This window comes from Streptomyces profundus (assembly GCF_020740535.1).
In the GTDB taxonomy this organism is placed as follows: Bacteria; Actinomycetota; Actinomycetes; order Streptomycetales; family Streptomycetaceae; genus Streptomyces; species Streptomyces profundus.
Genome location: NZ_CP082362.1, coordinates 3,214,254 through 3,235,320, shown reverse-complemented (window position 1 = coordinate 3,235,320; position 21,067 = coordinate 3,214,254). Strand labels below are relative to the sequence as shown.

General features: G+C 71.9%; 21 protein-coding genes. 11 read left to right on the top strand and 10 right to left on the bottom strand.

Going from position 1 to position 21,067, the window contains the following annotated elements:
• Nucleotides 1-87 precede the first annotated feature (87 nt).
• A complete protein-coding gene (locus tag K4G22_RS14095; protein ID WP_228080584.1) occupies nucleotides 88-558 on the top strand; it encodes a DUF4396 domain-containing protein in 471 nt (156 codons plus the stop codon).
• A 199-nt stretch (nucleotides 559-757) separates the two neighbouring features.
• Nucleotides 758-1,363: an NADPH-dependent FMN reductase gene (locus tag K4G22_RS14090; RefSeq protein WP_228080583.1), complete on the top strand. Its 606-nt coding sequence runs from the start codon at nucleotides 758-760 to the stop codon at nucleotides 1,361-1,363.
• Here K4G22_RS14090 and K4G22_RS14085 read toward each other — a convergent pair.
• Together K4G22_RS14085 and K4G22_RS14080 are read right to left on the bottom strand one after the other, a co-directional pair.
• A complete protein-coding gene (locus K4G22_RS14085; RefSeq protein WP_228080582.1) occupies nucleotides 1,348-2,226 on the bottom strand; it encodes a helix-turn-helix domain-containing protein in 879 nt (292 codons plus the stop codon). The two genes, K4G22_RS14090 and K4G22_RS14085, sit on opposite strands and share 16 nt — an antisense overlap.
• Before the next feature lie 180 nt (nucleotides 2,227-2,406).
• On the bottom strand, nucleotides 2,407-3,108 hold the full coding sequence (locus K4G22_RS14080) for a lytic polysaccharide monooxygenase auxiliary activity family 9 protein (RefSeq protein ID WP_425336681.1): 702 nt from the start codon (nucleotides 3,106-3,108) through the stop codon (nucleotides 2,407-2,409).
• Nucleotides 3,109-3,570: 462 nt separating this feature from the next.
• On the opposite strand from K4G22_RS14080, the gene K4G22_RS14075 reads away from it, so the two are divergent.
• Complete coding sequence (locus tag K4G22_RS14075; protein ID WP_228080581.1) at nucleotides 3,571-4,629, top strand: glutathione S-transferase family protein; 1,059 nt, start codon at nucleotides 3,571-3,573, stop codon at nucleotides 4,627-4,629.
• 45 nt (nucleotides 4,630-4,674) lie between these two features.
• Here K4G22_RS14075 and K4G22_RS14070 read toward each other — a convergent pair whose 3' ends face one another.
• The 3 genes from K4G22_RS14070 to K4G22_RS14060 all read right to left on the bottom strand — a co-directional run bounded on the left by K4G22_RS14070 (nucleotide 4,675) and on the right by K4G22_RS14060 (nucleotide 7,099).
• Nucleotides 4,675-5,580 carry a hypothetical protein gene (locus K4G22_RS14070; RefSeq protein ID WP_228080580.1) on the bottom strand — a complete coding sequence of 302 codons (906 nt, stop codon included), beginning with the start codon at nucleotides 5,578-5,580 and terminating at the stop codon, nucleotides 4,675-4,677.
• Nucleotides 5,577-6,146 (bottom strand): hypothetical protein, encoded by a 570-nt coding sequence (locus K4G22_RS14065; RefSeq protein WP_228080579.1) that lies wholly within the window; start codon nucleotides 6,144-6,146, stop codon nucleotides 5,577-5,579. Before K4G22_RS14065 ends, K4G22_RS14070 begins: the two co-directional genes overlap by 4 nt.
• Before the next feature lie 140 nt (nucleotides 6,147-6,286).
• Complete coding sequence (locus K4G22_RS14060; RefSeq protein WP_228080578.1) at nucleotides 6,287-7,099, bottom strand: LysR substrate-binding domain-containing protein; 813 nt, start codon at nucleotides 7,097-7,099, stop codon at nucleotides 6,287-6,289.
• 59 nt (nucleotides 7,100-7,158) lie between these two features.
• Here K4G22_RS14060 and K4G22_RS14055 point away from each other — a divergent pair, with 59 nt between their 5' ends.
• Complete coding sequence (locus K4G22_RS14055) at nucleotides 7,159-7,563, top strand: DUF5997 family protein (protein ID WP_228080577.1); 405 nt, start codon at nucleotides 7,159-7,161, stop codon at nucleotides 7,561-7,563.
• Nucleotides 7,564-7,597: 34 nt separating this feature from the next.
• On the opposite strand, the gene K4G22_RS14050 is transcribed toward K4G22_RS14055, so the two are convergent.
• On the bottom strand, nucleotides 7,598-8,806 hold the full coding sequence (locus K4G22_RS14050) for an RNA-guided endonuclease InsQ/TnpB family protein (protein ID WP_228080576.1): 1,209 nt from the start codon (nucleotides 8,804-8,806) through the stop codon (nucleotides 7,598-7,600).
• A gap of 25 nt (nucleotides 8,807-8,831) precedes the next feature.
• Between K4G22_RS14050 and tnpA the strand changes: the two genes are divergently transcribed.
• A complete protein-coding gene (gene tnpA, locus K4G22_RS14045; protein WP_228080575.1) occupies nucleotides 8,832-9,248 on the top strand; it encodes an IS200/IS605 family transposase in 417 nt (138 codons plus the stop codon).
• Between the two features lie 181 nt (nucleotides 9,249-9,429).
• On the opposite strand, the gene K4G22_RS14040 is transcribed toward tnpA, so the two are convergent.
• Nucleotides 9,430-10,134, bottom strand: coding sequence for a glycoside hydrolase family 11 protein (locus K4G22_RS14040; protein WP_228080574.1), 705 nt, complete (start codon nucleotides 10,132-10,134; stop codon nucleotides 9,430-9,432).
• 538 nt (nucleotides 10,135-10,672) lie between these two features.
• Between K4G22_RS14040 and K4G22_RS14035 the strand changes: the two genes are divergently transcribed.
• Genes K4G22_RS14035 through K4G22_RS14010 form a run of 6 tightly spaced genes read left to right on the top strand, consistent with a single transcriptional unit; the run spans nucleotide 10,673 to nucleotide 16,121 of the window.
• Nucleotides 10,673-11,647 (top strand): MBL fold metallo-hydrolase, encoded by a 975-nt coding sequence (locus tag K4G22_RS14035; RefSeq protein WP_228080573.1) that lies wholly within the window; start codon nucleotides 10,673-10,675, stop codon nucleotides 11,645-11,647.
• Between the two features lie 23 nt (nucleotides 11,648-11,670).
• Nucleotides 11,671-13,509 carry an ATP-binding protein gene (locus tag K4G22_RS14030; RefSeq protein WP_228080572.1) on the top strand — a complete coding sequence of 613 codons (1,839 nt, stop codon included), beginning with the start codon at nucleotides 11,671-11,673 and terminating at the stop codon, nucleotides 13,507-13,509.
• A complete protein-coding gene (locus K4G22_RS14025) occupies nucleotides 13,506-13,934 on the top strand; it encodes a roadblock/LC7 domain-containing protein (protein ID WP_228080571.1) in 429 nt (142 codons plus the stop codon). The genes K4G22_RS14030 and K4G22_RS14025 overlap by 4 nt, the downstream gene beginning before the upstream one ends.
• Entirely contained in the window at nucleotides 13,931-14,287 is a 357-nt protein-coding gene (locus K4G22_RS14020) for a DUF742 domain-containing protein (RefSeq protein WP_228080570.1), read from the top strand. Before K4G22_RS14025 ends, K4G22_RS14020 begins: the two co-directional genes overlap by 4 nt.
• On the top strand, nucleotides 14,265-14,855 hold the full coding sequence (locus tag K4G22_RS14015; RefSeq protein ID WP_228080569.1) for a GTP-binding protein: 591 nt from the start codon (nucleotides 14,265-14,267) through the stop codon (nucleotides 14,853-14,855). Before K4G22_RS14020 ends, K4G22_RS14015 begins: the two co-directional genes overlap by 23 nt.
• A 9-nt stretch (nucleotides 14,856-14,864) precedes the next feature.
• Nucleotides 14,865-16,121, top strand: coding sequence for a cytochrome P450 (locus tag K4G22_RS14010; RefSeq protein ID WP_228080568.1), 1,257 nt, complete (start codon nucleotides 14,865-14,867; stop codon nucleotides 16,119-16,121).
• Here K4G22_RS14010 and K4G22_RS14005 read toward each other — a convergent pair.
• The 3 genes from K4G22_RS14005 to K4G22_RS13995 all read right to left on the bottom strand — a co-directional run bounded on the left by K4G22_RS14005 (nucleotide 16,067) and on the right by K4G22_RS13995 (nucleotide 20,956).
• Entirely contained in the window at nucleotides 16,067-17,503 is a 1,437-nt protein-coding gene (locus K4G22_RS14005; protein WP_228080567.1) for a nitrosuccinate lyase, read from the bottom strand. The genes K4G22_RS14010 and K4G22_RS14005 overlap by 55 nt on opposite strands.
• Complete coding sequence (locus tag K4G22_RS14000; RefSeq protein WP_228080566.1) at nucleotides 17,500-19,527, bottom strand: FAD/NAD(P)-binding protein; 2,028 nt, start codon at nucleotides 19,525-19,527, stop codon at nucleotides 17,500-17,502. The genes K4G22_RS14005 and K4G22_RS14000 overlap by 4 nt, the downstream gene beginning before the upstream one ends.
• Before the next feature lie 358 nt (nucleotides 19,528-19,885).
• Nucleotides 19,886-20,956 (bottom strand): acetylserotonin O-methyltransferase, encoded by a 1,071-nt coding sequence (locus K4G22_RS13995; protein WP_228080565.1) that lies wholly within the window; start codon nucleotides 20,954-20,956, stop codon nucleotides 19,886-19,888.
• Nucleotides 20,957-21,067 lie beyond the last annotated feature (111 nt).

Genomic DNA, 21,067 nt, shown 5'->3' with positions numbered 1-21,067 from the left:
TCCTCCGACCGGAGCGCGGGGAACCGACCCGGACGGCGGTGGGTCACCGGGCGGCCCCATACCCCCCGGGGGGTATGGTCCGGGCCCATGGGAGACGACCACCCGCACGGGGCGGAGAGCGGCGGATGGGCCCCGGCCGTCCGCGCCACGGCGCACTGCCTCACCGGCTGCGCCATCGGCGAGGTGTTGGGCATGGCCATCGGCACCGCGCTGGCCTGGCACGCCGCGCCCACCATGGTCCTGGCCATCGCCCTGGCGTTCGTCTTCGGCTACTCGATGACCCTTTTCGCCGTGGTCCGGGTCGGGTTGGCGTTCAAGGCGGCCCTGGGGGTGGCGCTGGCCGCCGACACCCTCTCCATCACCACCATGGAAGTCGTCGACAACGCCGTCCTGTTGCTGCTTCCCGGCGCGATGGACGCGCATCTCTCCGACGGGCTCTTCTGGTGGTCGCTGGCGTTGGCCTTCGTGGTCGCCTTCGTCATCACGGCCCCGGTCAACCGTCGGCTGATCGCCCGCGGCAAGGGCCACGCCGTGGTGCACCGCTACCACGGGCACTGAGCGTCGCCGACACTGAGCGTCGCCGGCACTGAGCGTCGCCGACACCGAGCGTCGCCGGTGCCGGGCCGGAGGGTGGCCCTGTCGGTGTGCCCGTCTTCGCGCGGCCTTCCTCCGGGTCGCCGACGACCACAGACTCGCTGATCAGGCGGTGCGACACCGGATGTCGTGCCGCGTCAAGGATGGACGGGAGTCCGCAGCGATGTCGAGCAGTACCCTCAAACTCGCCGTGATCGTCGGAAGCGTCAGGGAGGGCCGGTTCGGCCCCGTGGTCGCCCGGTGGGCGGAGGAACAGGCCAAGGCGCACGGCCGGTTCGCGGTGAAGGTGATCGATCTGGCGGAGACGGAACTGCCGCTGGCGCTCGGCGAACTGCCGCCGGCGGCCGTCGCCGAGGACCAGTACCCCAGGCCGGCCGGGATGGCGCCGTTGACGGCGGCGCTCCAGGAGGCCGACGCCTATCTGGTGGTCACACCGGAGTACAACCACAGCTTTCCGGCCTCGCTCAAGGCCGCGATCGACTGGCACTACACCCAGTGGACCGCCAAGCCCGTCGGCTTCGTCTCCTACGGCGCCACCTACGGCGGCGTCCTCGCGATCGAGCAACTGCGCCAGGTGTTCGCCGAGATGCACACGGTGACCGCTCGGGACACCGTGACCTTCCCCAGGTACTGGGAGGGGTTCGACGAGTCGGGTCAGCCCACCGACCCGGAGGCGGGGCCGGCCGCCACCCGGCTGCTGGACCAACTGGCCTGGTGGGCGGCCACGTTGACGCGGGCCAGGGCCGCCGAGCCCTACCCGGCCGCCTGACCGGTGCCGACCGGACGAAGCCCGTCGGCGGAACCTGCCCCCCGTTCGCCCTCGTTCAGATCACGCAGTCGGGCGGCGGTGGACCGGTCGGCGGGGAGCATCACCACCAACCGCTGGTCGTCGTCGCTCGCTTCGAGCGTCTCGAAGTTCAGCCGTAGCGCGCCGATCTCGGGATGCTCCAGGGCGCGCACGCCGGAGCGCGGGCTCCCCAGCGGGCGCGTCTCCCAGCGGCGGGAGAACTCCTCGCCCGCCGCGCTGGTCAGCGCCGCCGCGAGATCGTCGACGGCCGGATCGCCCCAGCGCAGCTCGTGCAGGGCGGCCACCTGCTGGTCGGCCAGCTCGGCCCAGTCCGGGTGCGCGGCGCGGGCGCGCTCCTCGGCGAAGGTGAACCACGCCAGGTTGGGCGCTTCGGTCTCGAAGAGGCCCAGCGGGCGCATCAGCCGCGCATAGCCGTCGGTCCAGGCCAGCACGTCCGCGAGGTGGTTGACCACATAGCAGGGGTTGGGTTCGAGCTGGGCGAGGATCGCCCGCGTCTCGGGGCGAACGGTACGGGCGGTGCGCCGCGCGTGCCGGCACAGCTCGGGCCCGTTGCTGATGGTGGCGAGGTTGTTGAGGTGGTCGACGTCCGCCTTGCCCAACCGCAGCGCGTCGGCCAGCGCGGCCAGCAACGAGGGGGACGGACGGCGGTCCCTGCCCTGTTCCAGCCGGGCCAGGTACTCCACGCTGACGCCGGCCAGCATCGCCAACTCCGCGCGGCGCAGACCGGGGGTGCGGCGCCGCGAGCCCGCCGGCAGGCCGACATCGGCGGGGCTGAGGGCCTCGCGGCGGGCACGGAGAAACGCGCCCAGTTCGCCATCTCTCATGCCCTCAGTGTGGCATCGCCGCCGGCGCGGGACCCGCCCGCTGTGCCGCCCCGGGCTCCCCGCCAACCTTCCGTTCCGGAACAGGCGAAGGCCCGCCGGGAACGTCCCGGCGGGCCTCGGCGGCGCCCGCGCGTAGGCGGCGCACGCCCGGGTCGGCGGCTCAGCCGGCCGCCGACGCCGTCAGAAGACCACGTCGGAGCAGGAGTAGAAGTTCTCCTGGCTGTCCGACCTGATCCAGTGCACATAGAGGATGTGCTGACCGCTCTTGCCCGAGGGCAGCGTCACGTCCCAGTAGTAGTAGCCGCCGTCCGAGCCGGCGCCACCGCGCTGCGGCGGGTCGGTCACGCTGTCGATCAGCTCCAGGTCACCCCAGCCGAGCGGCTGGGTGGGGGACCAGCTGTCGTTGGTGATGTAGACGTCGAAGTCGCCCGGGTGCGCCGCCCAGTTGCTGTACTGCACCTCGATGGTCGAGCCAGCCGTGAGGCTGGTGGTGGGCCAGTCGGCGCGCGCCGCGTTGTAGGAGGAGAAGTCGTACGGGCCGTTGTGGCCGCCGCTGCACAGCTCGCCGTCGGGGATGTAACCGACCGTGCGGCCACCGGCGTTGGAGTCGAGCACCGCGAACCAGTTGTACAGCGGGTTGGTGCCGGTCTCGGCGACGGCGGCGGCGCAGGCCGGGTTGGACGGGGTCTGGTTCCCGCTGTCGATCATGTCCCGGTAGCACTGGTAGGTGCGTGAGCCGGGGGACATGCTGACGCCGTGCGCGGCTGCGGGTGAGGGCAGGCTCGTCATCACCAGCGCGACCAGCGCGGTGACCAGAATGCTGAGAAAGCGCGCCCGGCGCGCCGGTGAGGCGCTCCGCGATGTGGGGGGTCGATGGGTCATGTGGGGGTTCCCTCTCAGGTCCGCACCCCGGCGAAGGACGAACGCCGCACCGTCGACGGCCCGGCCGTCGAACCGACCGACCCGCGCGCCGGCGGACGTGGCGATGTCGCGCGCCCCTGCGCGACCACCCATGCACCCGCCCGTCCACACACGCCGGCCAACCGCGCCGACCACGTCCCACGCCGGAATGTGTCGGCGTGTTTCATGGGAGCGCTCCCTATGGCAACGTACCGTCAAAAAGTGGCCCTTGGAACCGTTGCCTCCGCGTCTGAGGGCGGTTATACGCCGGGAGGGGCCGGCCGGTGGTCGGTGACGTGCTCCCCTTCGGACGCTTCGTGGAGCGGAACGGGCGAGACGGGCGGAACGCTCGTGACCAGCGGGGCCCCGGTCGGCAGAACCGATCGCGAACGACGGTGGGTGCGGTCGGTTCATCAACGGCGAGCAACGAGAAGAGGCACCGGAATGACCGAAAACAGCGCAGCGCCGGACCCGGACGCGGGCGCCGAGTCGGCGGCCGACGGCAACACCGAGTACGGCCGGCGGAAGTTCAAACGCTCCCGTAGCCACTTCGCCGACCGCGTCACGGCGGCCGGGGAGGACGGCTGGCCGGTGAGCGCGGGCCGCTACCGGCTGGTCGTCAGCCGCGCGTGCCCCTGGGCCAGCCGGGTGCTGGTGTCACGGCGGCTCCTCGGTCTTGAGTCCGCGCTCTCCCTCGCGGTCGTCGACCCCCTTCAGGACGACCGGAGTTGGCGGTTCACCCTGGACCCGGAGGGCCGCGACCCGGTGCTCGGCATCCGCTATCTGAGCGAGGCGTACGACGCGCGCGAGACGGGGTACCCGGGCGGCGTCAGCGTGCCGGCCATCGTCGATGTGCCCAGCGGGCTGCTGGTCACCAACGACTTCCAGCAGATGACGCTCGACCTGGCCACCGAGTGGAGGGCCCTGCACCGTCCCGACGCGCCCGACCTCTACCCGGAGCCGCTGCGGGACGAGATCGACGAGGTCGCGGAGGAGATCTACCGCGACGTCAACAACGGGGTGTACCGCGCCGGGTTCGCCACCGAACAGGACGAGTACGAGGCCGCGTACGCCGACGTCTTCCACCGCCTCGACCTGCTCTCGGCCCGGTTGGCCGACCGCCGCTACCTGGTGGGCGACACCATCACCGAGGCCGACATCCGGCTCTTCACCACGCTGGTGCGCTTCGACCCCGTCTACCACGGGCACTTCAAGTGCAACCGGAACAAGCTCACCGAGGACCCGGTCCTCTGGGCCTACACCCGCGACCTCTACCAGACGCCCGGGTTCGGCGACACCGTCGACTTCGACCACATCAAGCGGCACTACTACGCGGTGCACACCGGCATCAACGCGACCGGCATCGTGCCGGCCGGCCCCGACCTGTCGGGCTGGCTCACCCCGCACCACCGCGAGCAGCTCGGCGGTCGCCCCTTCGGCGACGCCACCCCGCCGGGACCACCCCCCACGGCCGAGCGGATCGCCCACCCCGGCCGTCCCTGACCGGCCCCAACAGGCGCCGCGCGGCGCGCCGTCGGGGCGTCGGGCTCAGTCGACGACGCTGGCCTGGACCTCGGTGACCGGGACGGGGGTCTGGGCCCAGGGGGTGGTGAGGGAGTCGGGGAGGCCCGGCAGGTTGAGGGGGGCGCCGTTGTTCTCGAAGCGCACGTCGTAGACGAGTTGGGCGCGGGCCGGGTAGGCCGGGCCGCCGTCCGGGGCCTCGGCGCCGCCGTTGACCGAAGCGCGGGTGTAGGTGTGCGCGCACCGGCCCGAACGGGAGGCGACCAGGGGGCAGTTCAGCGTGGCGCTGCCGTCGCCCGGGTCGAGCTCCATCCGGTTGGGCTCAGCGATGGCCACCACCGAACCCGCCGGGGTGCCGCGCACCTCGCCGTCGGCCGCGCCGGCGGCCCACCACCAGGTGGCCAGGTTGACGATGGCCTCGTCCGGCGGGTTGAAGGTCAACTCAAAGCCGGGCAGGTTCAGTTGACCGTATGCCTGGGTGGCCAGCTCCCAGAGCGAGGGCCCCTCGGGGGTGTGCCAGTCCCATGCGTCATAGAACTCGCCGGCGGCGTTGACGCAGTACTTGTAGATATAGACCGAGTTCTCCTCGGGCGGGTCCGACGGCCACTGCTCCGGCGGGTAGGCCGCGGAGGGGATGTTGGCCCAGCAGGCGTAGTCGTCCTCGCACCACTGGGAGTCGCCGTAGCCGCCGGCCAGGGAGACGTCGCAGGACGGCTCGCCGCCGTCGCCCCCGCTGCCGGAACCGCCCCCCGAACCTTCCTCGTGTGTGCAGTCCCCGTAGTCGAGGCCGCCGGAACCCCCGTTGTTCTCCTCCCAGTTGAACTCGCAGTGGTCGGCCGCCGCCTCGCGCGCGCCCAGGGGGACCACCGTGCCGAGAGTCAGCGCGATGATGACGAGAAGTCGTGTCGTCCATGGGCCCGCACGGGCGGTCATGTGCATGTGATGGTCGCCTCATCCGCGGTCTGGGGGTGGTCGCTGATCAGCCAACCGGACTCGCCACGCGCCGCCTTGACGATTCCGGCCGAGGGGCCGGTGTATTCGCGGTCGATCGGCTCCCCGTCGAGGAGGGGCTCCCAGTGCTCCGTGTCGACGCAGGCCTGGATCACCGCGCTGTCGTCCGTCACCTCGACCGTCACGTCGTAGACCTCGGGCTCTCCCTGCCGGGTGATGCCCTCCTGGGCGAGTTGACGGATGCGCGCGCTCTGCCCCTCGCGGACGTGGAGTTCGGCGTACTCCTCCAGCAGCGCCCCGTCCGCGTTCCCCGTGCTCTCCATCTCGACCAGCCGCGCCTGGTAGCCCAGGTAGAGCTGCTCCAGCACCTCGATGTCGTCGGCGGCCTCCGGCTCGTCCCCGGCCGCCGGGTCCTCCGCCACGGGGCTCTCGCTGGACTCGACGCCCTCCGGCTCGTCGTCGCCGGAGGAGCAACCCACCAGCAGTACGGCGGCGAGGGCGGGAACAACCGAGATACGCGACAGGCGGGGCAGCTTCAGCGAGTTCACCCCATCAAGGTAGTGCGGCCGGGGCACGCCGAGGGAGACCGCGTCGCCCGGTTGGGATCCGGCTGTGACGGAAGCATCACCGTCCGCGGGGCCCGGGGGGCGCGATGGCACTCCTGTTCAAGGAGTGGAGGGGGAGGACCTCAGGAACGACGGCGGGGTTTGCCGTGTCTGTTGGACTTGCCGGCTCTGGTGGGCTTGCCGGCTCTGGTGGGCTTGCCGGACCGGTGGGGCTTCCCGGCTCCCGATCCGCCGCGCTGGTTCCCGCCCTGCCGGGCGGCCGGCTTCGGCTTGGCCTTGGCGGCCTGGGGCGGGGTCGGGCGCCCTCGGGAGCTGTTGACCGTCCGGCCGCGGACGATGCCGATGAACTCCTCCACCAGCTCTGTGGTCCCGTCCTCCCGCCAGCAGAGGCCGACGCGGGACTCGGGCGCCTCGGCGAGCGGGCGGTAGGTGAGGTCCCTGCGGTGGTGCAGTCGGGCCAGGGACTGGGGGACGACGAGCACGCCGACGCCCGCCGCGACCAGCTGGATCGCGTCCTCCGTCGTGGCCGGCCGCTCGTTCGCCGGCCGGCCGGGCGGCTCTTCCCAGGGGAGGGGGTCGTCGAGGGGGTGCAGCACGATCTCGTCGGCGAGGTCCTCGGGCGACACCTCGTCGACCGCCGTCAGCAGATGGTCCTTCGGGACCACGACGACGGTCGTCTCGGTGTAGAGCGGGATGACGCTGAGGTCCGTCCGATCCATCGGCAGCCGGGCGAAGCCGGCGTCGGCGCCGCCGGCGCGGAGCAGGTCGGGCGCCTCGTCCGCGGGCACCTGGTGCAGCCGCAGGGGGATGTCCGGCAAACGTTCCTGCCAGATCCGCATCCACTTGGTCGGTGTCACACCCGGGACATAGGCCAACCGGAACGTGGGGGACGCCGGCGGGCCGGCGGCCGAGTCGGGGGTGTCCTGGCCTGTCACGACGCCAGGCTATCGGGTCGTGGTCGGGCGCGGCCCGGACGCTCGGTACGGTGGACGGTATGACGTCGCACCCGAGCACCCAGACCATGAAGCCCGCGACCGCGGCGAAGAAGCTGGGTGTGTACCTGCGGGCCACCCCCGCCGAGTTCCAGGAGGGCGTGGTCTCGCGCGACGAGCTGCGCGCGCTCCAGACCGATCCGCCGGAGTGGCTGCGGGATCTGCGCCGTGACGGGCCGCACCCCCGCCCCGTCGTCGCGGCCAGGCTGGGCGTCTCGATCGCCGGGCTGGCCCGGGGCGGTGTGACCCAGGCCCTCACCACCGAGCAGATCGAGGAGCTGAGGCAGGAGCTCCCCGAGTGGCTCCAGCAGGAGCGCGCGACCCAGGCGGATGTGCGCAAGGAGGCGGAGCGGATCAAGGAGCGGGACGCGGCCCGCGCCGCGCGGTCCGACAAGCAGCGTTCTTGACTTCCTCGCCGCCCTGAGGGGCGGCGATTCCCGCCTACCGCGCCGTCAGAGGCTGTGGTGTCGGGTGGGTTCCTGCTTCGCTGCGCGGTGCCGGGACGGGTCCCGGTCTTACCTGCGCTCCACAGGCTGTCACGGCCAGTCCGGCCGCCTTGGCGACGTTGACCGCCGCGTTGATGTCCCGGTCCAGGACAGCCCCGCACGCTCCACACGTCCACACGCGGACGTGCAGCGGCTTTGGACCGTCCTTCACGCCGCACTGCGAGCACACCTGAGATGTGGGCTCGAAGCGGCCGATCTTCACGAAGGTGCGCCCGTACCGTGCGGCCTTGTACTCCAGCATGTTCACGAACGCCGACCATCCGGCGTCGTGGACGGACTTGGCCAGGCGCGTGCGGGCGAGTCCCTTCACCGCCAGGTCCTCCACGGCGACCGCATGGTTCTCGCGGATCAGCTTCGTGGAGAGCTGGTGGTGGAACTCGCGGCGCGCGTCGGCCACCTTCGCGTGAGCGCGGGCGACCTTCAGCCGGGCCTTGTTCCGGTTGCTGGAGCCCTTCTCCTTGCGGGAGAGGTTCCGCTGTGCCTTCTTCAGGCGCTTTTCGGCCCGGCGCAGGAAGCGCGGGCTGTCGACCTTCGTCCCGTCGGAGAGGACCGCGAAGTGCCCGAGCCCGAGATCGATGCCCAGCTCGGGCACGACCTCGGGAAGGACTTCCTGCGGACCGGTCTCCACGACGAAGCTCGCGAAGTACCCGCACGCGCTGTCCTTGACCACCGTCACCGTCGAGGGCACGGAGGGCAGCGTCCGCGACCACTTCACCTTGACGTCGCCGATCTTCGGCAGGCGCAGCTTCCCGCCGGTCGTGATCGACCAGCGGGCGTTCGCGGTGAACCGGACCGAATGTCGCGTGTCCTTGCGGGACTTGTACCGGGGTGCGCCCATGCGCGGGCGCTTGCCCGCCAGCCCGTCGAGGAAGTTCCGGTACGCGGTGTCCAGGTCGCGGAGGGACTGCTGGAGGACGACCGCCGACACGTCGCTGAGCCAGGCCCGTTCCGGGGTGTTCTTGGCCTCGGTGATCAGCGACTTCGACAGGTCACCGGTCTTCGGGAACGGCATGCCTTCGCTGCGGGCGGTCTTGCGAGCGCGGAGCGCGTCGTTGTAGACCACCCGCGCGCACCCGAACGCCCTCGCTAACGCGCTGCGCTGACCGGTGCTCGGGTACAGGCGGAAGCTGTACCGAAGCTGCATGGGGATCATGATACACAGTTGGTTTATGGGTATCGATGAGAACATTCGAACAGGTCGTCACTGTGTCTTCCGCATGCATGTCCACTTGGTTTTCGTGACGAAGTACCGGCACTCCGTCTTCGCCGACCGACACCTGACGCGGTGTGAGGAGATCATGCGCGCCGTGTGCGAGGACTTCGAGGCCGAGCTGGTCGAGTTCAACGGCGAGGCCAACCACGTCCACCTCCTCGTGAACTTCCCGCCCAAGGTCGCCGTGTCCAGGCTGGTGAACTCCCTCAAAGGCGTGTCCTCGCGCCGCCTCCGCCAGGAGTTCCCCGACCTCGTGCGCCACTACTGGCGAGCACAACGACTCTGGTCCGGCTCGTACTTCGCCGGTTCCGCCGGCGGCGCACCACTCAGCATCGTGAAGCAGTACATCGAGCAGCAGAACCGGCCGCTCTGACCTGGGCTGAGGTGAACAGTGCGGATCCATACACACAGCCGAGGCCAGAGCAGCTCTCAGATTCGCTTCACCACCGGGCTGAAGCCCGGTGCACTGCGAATAGCCCCGGTAGCCGCGCGCGCCCCGCGCCCGCGGAACGCGCGGCGACCCGGGGGTCGCCGCGCGGGTGCGGTGCGGAGGATCAGCCGCTCACGTTGATGTTGGAGTTGCCACTGCTCTGGTAGCCCTCCGTCGCCATGATCATGTAGTAGTTGAAGCTGCCCAGGTTCATGCCGGCCTGGCTCCACGCGTCGAAGTGGTTGCCGGTGTTGATCGTGCCGCCGACCCGCGTGGACTGCCGGGTGCTCCAGTACTGGGGGAACGTGCGGATGCCTTCGACGGACGGGGAGTCGTACCGCATCGTGTGGTAGATGTCGTACGTGCCGCCGTCGCTGCTGACGGTGCCCCGGTGCTCGCCGGTGGGCCGGTAGGTGCCCCAGGCGTCGACGATGTAGTACTCCACCAGCGGGTTCGACGTCCAGCCGTAGAGGCAGAGGTAGCCGTTCCCGGACGGGTTGAAGCTCCCGGAGTAGTTCACGTTCCGGCGGCTGCCGTTGCTCCAGCCCTTGCCGCAGACGAAGTTGCCGGTGTTGCTCCAGGACGTGCTGTAGTTCCCGCCGCCGCCCAGCGTCATGGAGACGGTGTTGTGCGCGTCCGTCCAGAACGAGAAGTAGAAGCCGTCGTGGGTGCCTTCCTGGTTGTCGATGATGGTCTGCCGGGTGCCGATGGACTCCTGTGCCCTGGCGGCGCTCGGCAGCAGCGCGGACGCGCCCAGCGCCAGGGCGCCGGCGCCGCCGATCATGGCTCTGCGGCTGATCGGGGGGTTGGGGGGAGTGTTCCTTTCCATGCTTCCTCCTCGTGGGGGGCCAACTCATGGGGGACTGGGGGGAGTGCGGGCAGCGCGGGGTGGCTCCGGGGGCCCGGGGCGAGGCCGGCGTGGGTCGGCGACGCGTGAGGGCGGCGGGGCCGTCCGGTCGGTGGTGCGGCTCGTGACCGGAGTGCCGGATCCCGCTGGTGAGCCTGATCGACAGCGGCTCTCTGTCGATGGCATGACAATGTTCAGCTGACCCCCCGGGGCTGTCAACAGTTTCCGCAAGCATCCCGGAAAACTCTGTCGGGGGCCGGAAGTCCCTGATCCCAGATCATGCCTGTTCAAAGTCATCTACCAGAGCTCAGCGGCGAGTTGACGGCCGTTCGACCGGCTCGGCTGGTGGCTTTTTCGGATCGATGTCACCGAAAACTTTCAGGATTCTTCCGGATCATCCTGGGCAGGGGTCACCGCCGCGTCGAGGTCAACTCCCGGCACGCTCACGGCACGTTCACGGCACGTTCCCGGCATGGGAGGGGGGCTCTGGCCGGAAGCCGGAGCGGCATAATCGCGTCGCATGACGGCCAAGGACTGGAACATCTCCGAGATTGCCAAGGACCTGCACGCGTGGCTGCCGCCCCGGCGCGGCTGGGGGTTGGCCAACTGCGGGCTGCTGGTCTCCTCGCGCACCGCCCTGTGGATCGACACGCCGTACGATCCGGTGCTCGCCCGGGCGTTCCTCGACCGGAGCCTGGCCCTGCTGCCCGAGGGGGTGGCGATCGACCGGGTCGTCGTCACCCATGCCAACGGCGACCACTTCTGGGGCGCTGGGGTGGTGCCCGACGCCGAGATCATCACCAGCCACGAGGCGCGCGAGCAGATGTGTTTCGAGCCGTCGCCGCGACAGCAGCACGCGCTGGTCAACGGCAGCGATCCGGCCACCCCACTGGGCGCGTATCTGCGGCGCCACCTCGGCGTGTTCGACTGGTCGGAGACCGAACCCGTGCGGCCGGCCACCTACTTCACGGGCGAGCTCGAACTGTCGGTCGGGGAGTATCCGGTGCGGCTCTCGTCCCTGCCCCCCGCGCACACCGCCGGCGATCTGATCGTCCATCTGCCGGCGCAGCGCACGGTGTTCACGGGGGACGTGGTCTTCGCCTCGACGCCCGAACAGCCGGGTGACCACCCGGTGCACTGGGTCGGGCCGCTCGGCAACGTGATCGCCGCCGTCGAGCGGGTGTTGGACACCGGCGCGGAGATCTTCGTCCCCGGACACGGGCCGGTTCTCGACCGGGCCGGGGTGCGGGGGCACATCGGCTATCTCGAACATCTGCGGGAGCGTGCCCATGCGTCGCACGCCGCCGGAGTGCCCGCGGCGGAGGCCGCGCGCCGGGTGATAGCGGAGGGAACCTTTCCGGAACTGGAGTTGCCTGAGCGGCTGGTGGTGACCATCGGTACCGAGTACCGTCACCTCGACGGCGCCGCCGAGCGGCCCGGAATTCTTCAGCTCATGACGGAAGTCGCGACGCTGGCAGACGAGTTGGAAGCATAAGGCGGGATCACGACGGGGGAGTCATGACCAACGCTGCGCTTGCCGTGGTGCTCCTGGCGGCGACGGCCGCGCTGGGCGCGGTCGGCTGCGCGCTGTGGCTGCGCCGTCGGGACGCGGAGCGGCTGCGCGCCATGGAGGCGCGGGTCGCGACGGCGGGGACGGGGGAACGGATCGCCGTCCGGCGGCTGGCCGCCGTCACCGCCGAGCTGCGGCGGCTGGCCGAGGACCGCATCCCGGCGGCGGCGCTGGCGCTCAACCACCCGAACGCGCCGGTCCCCGCCCCGCCCCGCGCCACGGAGATGGGCCCCGACGAGGTCCGCGCGCTCGACGAGGCGCTGGACGCCGTGTTGGCCGCGGTCGTGGAGGAACGGGAACGGGTGGACGCAGCGGCCCGCGCCGCGATGCGCGGCGCCACCGCCAAGGTGCAGTCGCTGCTCTACCAGATCCAGAGCCTGCTCCACGACCTCCAGCACGAGTACGACGACCCCCGGCTGTTGGAGCTCGACTTCCGCAACGAGTTGGCGCTCCGTCGGATTCAGGCCACGGCGGTGCTCTGCGAGGCCTGGCCGGGGCTCGCCCGCACGGACTCGCCGCTCGCCGAGATCGTCCGAGGCGCGCAGTCCAGGGTGCCGGGCTACGCACGCGTCAAGGTGGCCAACCACCTGCGCGAACCACGCACCGGCGTGGTGGCGCGCGCGGCGGAACCGCTGGCCATCTCGCTCGCGGAGCTGCTGGCCAACGCCACGGCCTACTCGCATCCGGAGACCGAGGTCCCCGTCACCCTCCAACAGGGCGGCGGCGGAAGCGTGTTCGTGGTGATCGACGACGCCGGCGTCGGCATGGACGACGACACGCTGGCCCGTGCCCGCAGGCTGCTGACCAGCCCGGACGGTGTGCTGCTCACGGAGTTGGGCAACCCGCCACAGGCCGGCTTCGCCGTGGTCGGCCGACTCGCGGGACAGTACGGATTCACCTGTCATGTGGAGCCGTCCCCCTACGGCGGCATCCGCGCGATGCTGCGCGTCCCGGCGGACGTCCTGACGGCCATCGAGGACGACCACACCCTCTCCGTCCTGGCCCCCGAACCGGTGCCCTCCCGGCGGGAGGTCGCGGTGCCCTCCGGGCGGGAAGTCGCGCCCCGAGGGCCGGCCGCCGCGGCGGTGGGCGCCCTCGGGACGGGGCCTGGGATTTTGGATATCACGGAGGACCCGGGTGCTGTGTCCGCTGGCGCGGCCTCCCGGCCGGGGGAGGGCTCCGCTGGTGTGGTCGCGCAGGTGCCTGAGGACGCCGAAGCGGGCGTGGAGGCCGGCCCCGTCAGGGGAGTTGGGCAGCCCACCGATCCGGCGTCCCGCCCCGAGCGGGGCGCGAGCGCCGATGGGGCGACGGGGGCGGCCGTTGCTTCTCGCCCCGGGCAGGCCGCTGTTGCTCCTGATCCGGGGATTCGGCGGGGCCAGGGCCCCGGGGCCGGGGGCTCCATTGATCCAGTGCCTGGGCCTGGGCAGTCCACCGCCGCTACCGCGTCGGGGGAGGGCTCCGCTGCCTCTGACCCGGTGCCCGGGCCCGGCCAGGGCTCTGCCGCCTCTGACCAGCCAACCCCGCCCGGCCAGGGCTCGGTTGGTCCGCCAACCCCGTCCGGGGAGGGCGCCGTGGTCGGGGTTGGGCGGGGGGTGGGGTTGCCGAGTCGGCGGCGGCGGGTGGCTCGGGCCGCGCGGCCTGCGCGCAGCGCCCCCGCGGCCGAGCGGAGTCCCGAGGAGGCCGACGCCCGGTGGAGTGCCCTACAGCAGGGCACCCGCCTGGGCAGGAGTGCCGCCGGCGACAGCGCGGTCGGCGATCGTGACGATATGGGAGGCGATGGATCGTGACCACCAGAGATGTCCGCGCGGACGATGGCCTGGCCTGGGTCCTCACACCCCTGCTGGAGCTGCCGGGGGTCCGGCACGCGGTGATCGCCACCGGCGACGGTCTGGTCGAGGGCAGTTCACCCGGGCTGGGCCGGGCGTCGGCCGAGCGGGTGGCCGCGATGACGGCGACGTTGCACGCCGCCGCGCGCGCGTTCACCACCTCGTTCACGGACGAGGAGGCGCCCGGCCTCCAGCAGACGGTGGTGGAGTCGAAGGAGGGGTTCGCCATCGTGGTGCCCGCCGGGCAGAACACCTCGCTGGCGCTCTTCGCCGATCCGGAGGCCCAACTGGGCAATATCGCCTACCAGATGCAGGTGCAGGTCGCCGCGCTGGCCAGGGCGATGGCTGCCCCCGCCCGTCAGCCGGATGCCGCCGCCACGCCATGAGCCGCGCGCCGCGACGCCGACTGGTTCCCGCCTATCTGGTGACGGGGGGCCGTCCGGTCGCGCGGCGTCCGGACCTGGAGCGGTTGACGGTGCTGGTCCTGGTGGAGCCGCCGGGCCCCGGCGGTGGGTTGGGGCCCGAACACCGTGGCCTGTGCGCGTTGTTGGAGCCCGGCGCGCTCAGTCTGGTGGAGTGCGCCGCCCATCTGCGCCTGCCGGTGAGCGCCACCGTCATCCTGGCCGCCGATCTGATCGAACGCGGCCATCTGCACGCCCGCCCGCCGGTGCCTCCGGCACAGGAGATCGACCGTTCGCTCGTCGAGAGGCTTCTCGTTGGACTCCGCGCCCTCCGTTGACCGGGTCGGATACCTGCCAGCCGGCGGGCAGACCCTGATGAAACTGGTGGTCACCGGCCCCTTCGGAGTCGGCAAGACCACCCTGATCCGTACCCTGTCCGAGATTCGCCCCCTGCACACCGAGGAGGTGATGACGCGGTCGGGCGCCGAGTTGGACGATCTCTCCGGGGTGCCGGCGAAGACGACCACGACCGTGGCCGTGGACTTCGGCCGGCTCACCGTGCCGGACGACGTGGTGCTCTATCTCTTCGGCACGCCGGGGCAGGAGCGGTTCTTCCCCCTGTGGGAGGACATCGCCAGGGGCGCGCTCGGCGCGCTGGTGCTCGCCGACACGCGGCGGTTGGCCGACTCGTTCCCCGTGATGGACGCGGTGGAGGAGCAGGGGTTGCCGTACGCCGTGGCCGTCAACCGGTTCCCCGACGCGCCCGCGTACGACGACGAGGTGTTGCGCGGGCATCTCGATCTGCACCCCGGCACCCCGCTCGTGCAGTGTGACGCGCGGGAACGCCGAGGCGGCGTCGCGGCGTTGATCGCGTTGGCCGAGCATGTTCTGACCCGACTGCCGTAAGGACCAGCCATGACGACCGGCGCCCCACTCGCCCTGTACGGCCCCGACTTCGCGGCCGATCCGGCCGGTCACTACCGGCGGCTGCGCGCCCATGGGCCGCTCGCGCCCGTGGAGTTGGCGCCCGGCGTGGAGGCGCTGCTGGTCATCGACTACCAGGCGGCGTTGGATCTGCTGCGGGACGCCGACAGCTTCTCCAAGGATCCGCGCGGCTGGCAGGCCACCGTGCCGCCCGACTCGCCGATCCTGCCGATGCTGGGCTACCGGCCGACGGCGCTGTTCAGCGACGGGGAGACGCATGCCCGCTACCGGGCGGCGATCACCGACAGCCTGGCCATGATCGAGCCCCATGTGCTCCAGCGCCAAGTGGCCGACGCGGCACGGCTGTTGCTGCGGGACTTCGCCGGCGCCGGCGAGGCGGATCTGGTGGCCCAGTACGCGCGGCAGTTGCCGCTGCGGGTCTTCAACAGCTGGTTCGGCGTGCCCGATACGGACAGCGACCGGCTGGTCGCCGGCATCGCCGGCATGGTCAACTCGACGCAGGACGCCGCGGCGGCCTACGCGGATCTGGTCGCCGTGGTCACCCGGCTGGTGGCCGACCGCCGTGCGGCGCCGCGCCGCGATCTGACCTCGTGGTTCCTGGCCCATCCGGCGGGCCTGGACAACGACGAGGCGATCCGGCAGATCACGCTCACCATGAGCGCGGGCCATGAGCCGAGCACCAATCTGATCGGCAACGCGCTGCTGCGGATGCTGACCGACCCCCGCTACGCCGGGTCGCTCTACGGCGGCGCCATGACCGCGCACCAGGCGATCACCGAAGTCCTCTGGGAGGACCCGCCGTTCGCGAACTTCTCCGCGCACTATCCGCGCCGCGACATGGAGTTCCACGGGCGCCGGCTGCGCGCGGGACAACTCCTGCTGGTCTCCTACGCAGCGGCCAACAGCCAGACGAGGACGCCGGCCGGGGACGATCCGGCGCGCGCGGGGGAGAACGCGCATCTCGCCTGGGCGGCCGGCCCGCACGGCTGTCCGGCGCGCCAGCCGGCGCTGCTGATCGCGATCACCGCGATCGAGCAACTGACCAGCCACCTCAGCGATATGGAGCTGGCGACCGAGCCGTCCGAACTGGTCTGGCGTCCCGGCCCGTTCCACCGCGCGCTGGCCAGGCTGCCGGTCAGGTTCTCCCCGCTCGCCGTGGTCGCGGAGGGGCCTCAGGGCCCTTCGCCCAGCTCCCGGTCGACCAGCGTGCCCGCGGCGCCCGTGTAGCCGGTGGGGTCGAGCAGCCGCCTGACCTGCGCGTCGGTGAGGTGTTCGGCCACCTCGGGCAGGGTGGCGAGGGCGTCGGCCAACGGTCGCCCGGTGCGCTCGGCCTCGGCCGAGGCGCGGGTGAGGAGCGCCTTGGCGCGGGCCTTGCCGAGCTTGGGCGCCAGGGTGGCGGAGACCCGCTCGGAGACCACCTGACTGCCCGTCAGATCCAGGTTCGCCCGCATCCGTTCGGGCCGCACCACCAGGCCCTCGGACAGCTCGACCGCCGTGTGCGCGGCGCCGCCAGCCAGCCGTAGGCACTCGCGGAGCAGCTGCCACTCGGCGTGCCAGACGCCGGCCGAGCGTTCGTCCTCGGTGACCAGGCACTGGGTGAGCCCGGCGGCCAGCACCGGCACCTGGAGCGCGGCGCTGCGCAGCAGGGTGGCCAGCACCGGGTTGCGCTTGTGCGGCATGGCGGAGGACGCGCCGCGCCCCTCGACGGCCGGCTCGGTGACCTCGCCGACCTCCGTCCTGGTCAGCGACTGGACGTCCACCGCGATCTTGCCGAGCGCGCCGGCGACGAAGGCGAGGGCGGCGGCCAGATCGGCCATCGGGGTGCGCAGCGCGTGCCAGGGCAGCGGCGGGCGGGCCAGGCCCGTCTCGGCGGCGTAGGCGTCCAGCAGCCGTTCCACATAGGCGTCGGTGGCCTCAGGGCTGGGCGGTTCCTCGACGCCGCCGACGGCGAACTCCAGATAGCCCGCGAGGGTTCCGGCGGCGCCGCCGAGCGAGACGGGCAGGCCGCCGTCGAGGACGGCGCCCACCCGGTCCCCGGCGTCCAGCAGCAGCCGACGCCAGCCGGCGGCCTTCAGGCCGAAGGTGGTGGGCACCGCGTGCAGCGCGAGGGTGCGTCCGGCCATCGCGGTGTCGCGGTGCCGGGCCGCGAGGTCGCCGAGCGCGGCGGCGGCGCGTGCCAGATCGGCGTGGATCAGGCGCAGCGTGCGGGCGGCGACCAGCATGGCGCCAGTGTCGAAGACGTCCTGGCTGGTGGAGCCGTGGTGCACGTACTCGGCGGCCTCGGGCGAATCCGCCGCGACGACCCGGGTGAGCGCGCGGACCAGGCCGACCACCGGATTGGCCGTCTCCCGGGCGGCGACGGAGAGTTCGCGCACGTCGAGCCGTTCGGCGCGGGCGGCCTCGGTGATGGCGGCGGCGGCCGAAGCGGGCACGGTGCCGAGGGTGGACTGGGCGCGGACGAGGGCCGCCTCGGCGTCGAGCATCGCCTGGAGCCAGGCCAGGTCGGAGGTCGCCGCCTCGGCGGGGGTGCCGGCCCGGACCGGGGAGAGCAGCCCCGCGTCGGGGCCGTGTCCGGTCGGGTCGCTGGGCGGGGGGCTGTCCGGGGTCACGCGGTCACCTCGACGGGGTCGGCGGGCGGGGTGCTGTCCCCGGCCGCGGGCGCCTCCGGGGTCCTGCTCGGGATGGTCATCGCACCTGTGCCGTGGGCGGCGAGCGCGAGCACGGCGCGGGCGATGGCGTCCGCGTCGCCCAGCGTCACGGAGTTGACGCCGGGACGGATTCCGGCGGCGGTCACCCAGTGCACGGTCTCCGTGGGCACACCGTAGGCGAAGCGCCGTGGGTGCGGGCGGCCGGCCCCGTCGATCAGCTGGTAGGGGCGTTCGGTGACGGCCAGCCCGGTCATCTCGTAACGGGTGCCGCAGCTGCCGTCGACGCGGTGCCTGGACGCCTCCCCGCGCTCCACCAGATCGCGCAGCAACGGCTCGGCCGTGCGCGGCAGATCGGGCTCCTGGAGCCGCGCCTCGACCACGGTGGTGGCCACCACCGGCGGCCCGGGGACCGCCGTCGAGACGGCGGTGAACGCCGCCTCGCCCGGCGGGAGTCGGCGCCCCGGATCGGGCGCGGCGAGCCGCACCTGGGGGCCGAGGACCTCGACCACGCCGGCCTTGAGCAGCGCGATCAGCTCCTCGATGCGGGAGACGGGCGGGCCGATGGAGAGGAAGGCGTTCAGTGGGGTGTACCAGGACTGGAGGTCGTCGCGGTAGGAGTCGCCGGCCAGCCGGCCGTGGTCGACGGCCAGCCGTATCTCGTTGCGCAGATCCCGCAGCACGTCGAGCGCCGACTTCAGCGGGCTGTCGACATTGCCCGCCCTGGCCTCGCGGACGTCGGCGGCGAGGTGGTCGAGCAGCCAGGCGTGGAAGTCGGCGCGGTCGGCGAAGACGCGGTCGCGATAGGGGTGGGCGATGGTCTCCCAGTCCCAGCGGTCGCCCGGGGCGATGCCGGTGGCATCGAGCAACGCGCCCTCCGCCGCGCGCCCCTCGGCGGCCAGATAGCGGCGGACGAACGCCTCGCGCTCCCGGCCGCGCCCCCGCACGGCGAGCAGCGTGCCGTAGTAGACGCTCTCCACCTCCTTGGCGATCAGCGGCCAGAGGTCGGTGGCGAAGTGCAGCCGCTCGCCCACGGCGGCCCGCTCGTGCAGCCGGGCGATCCGCTCCAGGGTGAGCAGCCTGGGCATGTAACGGCCGTACGGGCCCTTCTGGTTCTCGCCGCGCGCGTGGTAGGGCACGCCGCGCCGGGAGCCGGCGACGATATGCGGCTCCCGGCCCGAAGGGCGGTAGCGCAGCGCGTCGCCGACCCGTTCGAAGACGCCCCCGCGCCCCTCGGTGAGCAGCGAGAGCACATCGAAGAAGTTCAGCCCCAGGCCGCGGACGAACGTGGTCTCGCCCGGTTCGATCGCGGAGAAGTCCACGTCCGCCGGGTTCGCCGGCGCGAAGTAGCGCAGGCCGTGCGCGGCGGCGGCCTCGGCCAACGTGGCCTCCCGCCGGGTGGGTCGGGCCGGCACATGGCCCAGCGCGAGGACCACGGCGTCGAGGCCGGTGAGCCGGGTGCCGTCGGCCAGGGCGAGCGACTGGGCGCCGCCGTCGCCTGGCTCCTCGGTCAACGCGATGGCCCTGGTGCGGTGTTCGACGATGGTGACATGGGCGGGCGCGCCGTCGGCGATCGTCTGGAAGGCGTCCGCCAGATAGTCGCCGAAGAACGCGCGCGTCGGGTAGGCGTCGGGGCCCAGGCGGCGGGCCTCGCTCAACGTCTGCTCCGAGTGGCGGGCGCGCACCTCGGGCGCGTCGGCGCGCTTGGCGAGGTCGGCCGCCCACTCGTGGAGGCTGGGGCCGACCTCCACGGGGCCGTCCATCACCACGCTGTCGTCGGTGTAGACGGTGACCTGCGAGGCCACGGTGTTCATCAGCAGATGGCGCGACTGGTCGGTGCGCCACACCTTGCCCGGGCCCGGCTGGTAGGGATCCACGATGTGCACGGTCACCGCCTGGTGGCCCGGCGACTTTCGTTCGTTGGCACAGACGCGTTCCAGGACGGAGAGTCCGCGTGGTCCTGTGCCGACGATACAGACGTTAAGCACCAACAACTCCTCAACGTAGGTTCGAACGCCTTGAGCCCGCCGTCGGACAAGGGTTGGCGGTGAACCGGGGGCAGTGGGTCAGGCGGGGTGCGGTCAGGACGGAGCGCAACGGGCCGTGTCGCGGGCGGACTTGGGGCGGTGTGCGCGGTGGCTCGGTGGCGCGCGACGGTGGAGCGCCGTGGAACGGGCGAACGGTACCAGGACCGCCGGGCCGCCTCACCGCTCAGCGGTGGAACGGCCCGGTGGCCTCGGCGTTTCCTGGCCCTTCCTCAAGGGCCAGTTCCTGAACGGTCGTTGTCCCGGCACAGGGCGCCCCGGCGGGCGGTGTCCCCGCCGGCGGCGCTCAGCAGACGACGGGTCAGCGGACCTTGGTCGCGCAGAGGATGGCCTGGACGGGGATGACGTCCGGCGGGATCTCGGCGGCCGACTTGGTGATGGCCTTGGTGACCTCGAACCCGCACTCCTCCAGCCAGCTCTGGTAGACGGACAGCTTCTGCGGCCCGCCCTGGCCCATGGTGGCGCCGATGAAGAAGGCCGGGAAGAAGTCGACGTTGTAGTTGTCGGTGTCCCTGATGTCCTCGGGATAGACCGGCACCATGATGTTGACCTGGCCGCCGACCTCCAGCGACGCGTTGACTCCCGACAGGATCCGGAAGACGTCGTCCCGGTCGAACATGTCGAGGAAGTGCTTGATCAGCACGATGTCGAAGCCCTTGGGGATCTCGTCGAAGACGTTGCCCCCGATGAACGAGAGGTGCTCCTCCAGGCCGTGGGACCGGAAGTTCTCCAGCGCGTCCTGCTCCTTCTCCGGCAGGTCGAAGGTGGTCACCCGCAGCCCGGGAGAGGTCTTGTGCTGGTAGGTGTGGATCGCGCCGAGGCCGGTGTTGCCGGCGAGGTCCAGCACCTGGGCGCCGGCCGGCACGTCGATGTTGCCGAAGAACCAGGGGTCGATGTGCGCGGTGACGGTGTCCATCAACGTGGCCCAGGACTCCCGCAGATCGCGGTGCTCGGCCACCGCTCCGTAGAGCGTGCCCTCGGCCCCGTACAGCTCCTTGAGGCCGACGAGGCTGCCGGTCCGCACGCTGTCCGTGAGGTAGAAGAACTGTCGGAGCGCGACCACCTTGATCATGTTCATATAGGTGAGCGCCCGGCGGAGGTCGAGCTCGGGGACCTCGGCGAGCGCGTCGAGGGAGTAGCCGCCCGACTTCTCGTCGAGCGCGACAAAGCCCTCCTTGACCAGCAGGTGCAGGAGCTGCTCCACGGCGTCCGGCTTGGCACCCACGGCGGCGCCCAGCTTGTCAGCCGTCAGGCCGGGGGTCGCCCGGAGTCGGTCGATGATGCCCAGCTCAAAACAGGACAGCAGGGTCATAAAGCGCGAGGGCCCCACCATGTACTCGCGAAATCGCCCGAGGGTGGCTTCAGATGTCATTGCACTGGTCCCTTTCGAGTTGGTTGATCCACCGCCGTGGCGCACCGGAAGGCACCGGTGCGCCACCTCGATGAGGAATGGGTCGGCTCGGTGGCCGTGGCGGACTCCGCC